Genomic DNA, 3,839 nt, shown 5'->3' on the forward strand with positions numbered 1-3,839 from the left:
CGCCAGCATCCCCTCGGACAGCGTCGCCGCGTACGCCCGCAGCAGGTCCCGGCCCTCGTCGGCCCGGTTCGTGCACAGGAACAGGCCCTCGTAGGAGATCATCGTGTCGCGCGACCAGGCCCCGAACCACGGGTAGCCGGCGACCACGTCCGGGCCGGTGGCGGTGCGTACCACGAACGCGTCGGCGGCGAGCGCGAGCGTCGCCTCGACCGCGTCGCCGGGCTTCGCCGCCGCCGTCACGGCCCGGTTGCGCCGCCGGGTCGACTCGACCACCGCTGTCGCCGGGGGCGGCTCCTCGGCCAGGTCGCCCGCCCAGGCCAGCACCGACACCGTCGCGCCGGGCTCGTCCAGCGCGCCGGTGAACCGGCCCGCGTACCAGAGGTCCTCGTCCGGGTGCAGGCCGCGCTCGGCCTCGGTCCGGTGGCGTACCCCGTGCCACCACTGGCCCTCCGGGGTCCAGTCCGGCCCGGCGAGCCGGTACGCGCCGTCGATCACCGCGCCGCCGGCCGCCGCCTCCAGCCGGGGCGCCGGACCGTCGGCGCGCCGCTCGCCGTGCGCGTCGCGCCACGTGCAGGCCGCCGCGAGGTCGAGCCGCACCGGGCCGCCGGAGATCAACCGGTGTACGACGGCGACGCAGGAGCGGCCGTACGTCATGGCGATCTCCCGTTCGATCACCACGTCGCCGACGCGCCACCGCCAGCGCGGCACCCCGTCGGTGAGGTCGAAGCGCTCCAGCAGCTCGAAGCCGCGCGGGTCGACCACGCCGGAGGACCACTCGTGCGCGCCGAGGCGGACCTGCCGCCCCGACGGCAGCGTCACCGCCGGGTCGAGGCTCACCAGTCCCACCTTTCGGGACGCGGGCGTGTCGCCGGCCACCACGAGCAGCCCGTGATACCGGCGGGTACGCAGCCCGGCGACGGTGCCCATGGCGTATCCGCCGAGGCCGTCGGTGACCAGCCATTCCCGCGTGGCGGCGGCGGACAGCTCACCGCAGACGCGCGGCCCGAAACGGATGTCGATCAACTTTCCTCCACCGGCAGCGAGGTGTGACATGCCACGGCGACAATGGCCGCTGTGGAGAAGTACCCCGGCGGCGTCGAAGATGTGCCAGTGATCACCGACCGGTCGACCTCCGCGTCCCCCGACCCCGAGCGGCACCGGCTCGCCCAGGCCGACGCCGGGGAGCAGGACTGGCGCGCATGGGGCCCCTATCTGTCCGAGCGGGCGTGGGGCACGGTACGTGAGGACTACAGCGAGCACGGCACGGCCTGGGACTACTTCCCCCACGATCACGCGCGGTCCCGAGCCTACCGGTGGAACGAGGACGGCATGGCGGGCGTCTGCGACGACCGGCAGACGTTCTGCTTCGCCCTGGCGCTGTGGAACGGGCGCGACCCGATCCTCAAGGAGCGGATGTTCGGCCTCGGCGGCGACGGCGGCAACCACGGCGAGGACGCCAAGGACTACTGGTGGTACCTCGACAGCACCCCCACGCACTCCTTCATGCGCTGGCGCTACCACTACCCGCAGGCCGCCTTCCCGTACGACGAGCTGGTCGCGGTGAACGCGCTGCGCGGCCGGGACGACACCGAGTACGAGCTGGTCGACACCGGCATCTTCGACGACGACAGGTACTGGGCGGTCACCGTCGACTACGCCAAGGCGTCCCCGACCGACATGTGCGTGGTGATCACCGTGGCGAACCGGGCCGACACCGACGAGACGCTGCACGTGCTGCCCACGCTCTGGTTCCGCAACACCTGGGCGTGGGGGCTGCCCGGCGCCGACCGGGTGCCGAAGCTGGTCGGCACGGGTTCCCGGCTCGTCGGTGAGCACTGGGTGCTCGGGCAGCTGCTGCTGGAAGGCGACGGCGACCCGGTGCCGCTGCTGTGCGACAACGACACGAACGCCGAGCGGCTGTGGGGGCTGCCGGGGCGGTCCGCGTACCCCAAGGACGGCATCAACGACCACGTGGTCAACGGCGCCGCCACCGTCAACCCGGAGCGCACCGGCACCAAGGGCGCGCTGCACTACGTGCTCGACGTGCCGGCCGGCGAGCAGCGGCAGATCCGGCTGCGGCTGACCCGCACCGCGCCGCCCCCGGCGGCCGCGCCGCCCGCCCCGGCCGACCTCGGTGACGGGTTCGACGCCGTGCTCTGGGCACGCCGGGCCGAGGCGAACCGGTTCTTCGACAGCGTGATCCCGGCCGCCGCCACCGCCGACGAGGCGCTGGTCGCCCGCCAGGCCATCGCCGGGCTGATGTGGGGCAAGCAGTTCTACCACTTCGACGTCGAGCGCTGGCTCACCGGCGACCCCGGCTCCACGCCGCCCGCCGGCCGCCGGCACGGGCGCAACAGCGCCTGGTGGCACATGAACAGCTTCGACGTGATCTCCATGCCGGACCCGTGGGAATATCCCTGGTACGCCGCATGGGACCTGGCCTTCCACTGCGTCACCATCGCCCGGGTCGACCCGGGCTTCGCCAAGGAACAGGTCCTCCTGCTGCTGCGCGAGTGGTACCTGCACCCCAACGGGCAGATCCCGGCGTACGAGTGGGCGTTCGGGGACGTGAACCCGCCGGTGCACGCCTGGGCGGCGCTGAAGGTCTTCGAGATCGACGGCTCCCGCGACCACGAGTTCCTCGCCCGGGTCATGCACAAGCTGCTGCTCAACTTCACCTGGTGGGTCAACCGCAAGGACACCGGCGGCAACAACGTCTTCGAGGGCGGCTTCCTCGGGCTGGACAACGTCGGCCCGTTCGACCGCTCGGCCGCGCTGCCGGTCGCCGGGGTGCTGGAGCAGTCCGACGGCACCGGCTGGATGGCCATGTACGCGCTCAACCTGCTCGACATGGCGATCGTGCTGGCCGAGCACGACCGCGCGTACACCGACACCGCCACCAAGTTCTTCGAGCACTTCGCGTACATCGCCGCGGCGGCGTACCACCAGGGGCTCTGGGACGCCGAGGACGCGTTCTTCTACGACGTGCTGCGCCTGGCCGACGGCACGAAGGTGCCGCTGAAGGTCCGCTCGGTGGTCGGGCTGCTGCCGCTCGCAGCCGTCACCCGGCTCACCGCCCGCACCATGCGCCGCCTGCCCGAGCTGGGCGCGCGGCTGCGCTGGTTCCTCACCAACCGCCCGGAGTACGCCGAGGTGATCGGCGGCCGCCGGATCGGCCCCGACGGCCGGCAGCAGCGGCTGCTGTCGATGGTCGCCCCGGACCAGGTGGTGCGGCTGCTGGCCCGGATGCTCGACACCGACGAGTTCCTCTCCGAGTACGGGCTGCGTACGCTGTCCCGAGCCCACCTGGACAAGCCGTTCACCGTCACGCTCGGCGGGCAGGAGTTCAGCGTCGGCTACGAGCCGGCCGAGTCGACCAGCGGCCTGTTCGGCGGCAACTCCAACTGGCGCGGCCCGATCTGGATGCCGACGAACTTCCTGCTGATCAGCGCGCTGCGCGACTACGCCGCGTTCTTCGGCGACGACCTGCAGGTCGAGTACCCGACCCGCTCCGGGGTCAAGCGGACGCTCGACGAGATCGCCGACGACCTGTCCGCGCGGCTGATCTCGCTGTTCACCCGCGACGGGTGGGGACGGCGGCCGATCTACGGCGCCGCGCAGCTGTTCCAGACCCACCCGGACTGGCGCGACCTGATCTGCTTCCCGGAGTACTTCCACGGCGACAACGGCGCCGGGCTGGGCGCCTGGCACCAGACCGGGTGGACCGCGCTGGTCGCCGACCTGATCCTCACGCTGCGCCGCTGACCGTGTGTGCGGGGCGCGACGGGAGAGCCTGCCGCGCCCCGCACGGTCACGCCAGCGGCAGGAACGCCAGCCGG

At 72.7% G+C, this 3,839-nt stretch carries 2 protein-coding genes; one reads left to right on the forward strand and one right to left on the reverse strand.

Annotation, left to right across the window (positions count from 1 at the left end; translation table 11 throughout):
- A partial coding sequence (locus tag MCBG_RS30255; RefSeq protein ID WP_043329784.1) for a glycogen debranching enzyme N-terminal domain-containing protein occupies positions 1-1,023 on the reverse strand: 1,023 nt, incomplete at its 3' end.
- 42 nt (positions 1,024-1,065) lie between these two features.
- On the opposite strand from MCBG_RS30255, the gene MCBG_RS30260 reads away from it, so the two are divergent.
- Positions 1,066-3,765 (forward strand): MGH1-like glycoside hydrolase domain-containing protein, encoded by a 2,700-nt coding sequence (locus tag MCBG_RS30260; RefSeq protein ID WP_043329786.1) that lies wholly within the window; start codon positions 1,066-1,068, stop codon positions 3,763-3,765.
- The last annotated feature ends 74 nt before the right edge of the window (positions 3,766-3,839 follow it).

The sequence above is a fragment of the Micromonospora sp. M42 genome (assembly GCF_000568915.1).
GTDB classification, from domain to species: domain Bacteria; phylum Actinomycetota; class Actinomycetes; order Mycobacteriales; family Micromonosporaceae; genus Micromonospora; species Micromonospora chalcea.

What these genes read in the sequence shown, in the direction of transcription:
- MCBG_RS30260 (WP_043329786.1), top strand. Translation starts at nt 1,066, where the DNA reads ATGGCCGCTGTGGAGAAGTACCCCGGCGGCGTCGAAGATGTGCCAGTG.